This window comes from Polaromonas sp. P1_G1 (assembly GCF_056405595.1).
In genome coordinates, this window is record NZ_JBFUBU010000233.1 from 1 (window position 1) to 408 (window position 408).

Sequence of the window (408 nt, forward strand, 5' to 3'; positions counted from 1 at the left end):
TGCCACTGCTGCGCGACTCGCTATCAAAACTGTCGCGGTGTATTCCGATGCCGATGCGAACGCCAAGCACGTAGCGGCCTGCGACGAAGCCATTCACATCGGCGGCAGCGCCCCCAAAGACAGCTACCTGCGCTGGGAAAAAATCATTGCCGCGGCGCAGGCCACGGGTGCACAGGCCATCCACCCGGGTTATGGCTTTTTGAGCGAGAACGAAGAGTTCGCCCAGGCCTGTGCCAAAGCGGGGCTGGTGTTCATCGGCCCGCCCGCATCCGCCATTCTGGCCATGGGGCTGAAGGCCGAGTCCAAACAGCTGATGGAAAAGGCCGGCGTGCCGCTGGTGCCCGGCTACCACGCGGCCGACCAAGACCCCGCGCTGCTGCAGCGCGAGGCGGACCGTATTGGCTACCC

The 408-nt window shown here is 64.7% G+C and carries 1 protein-coding gene; it reads left to right on the plus strand.

The features are described 5' to 3' along the window. The coding region (locus AC1D1Y_RS26625) for a biotin carboxylase N-terminal domain-containing protein (RefSeq protein WP_477684986.1) at positions 1-408 on the plus strand (408 nt) is incomplete at both ends.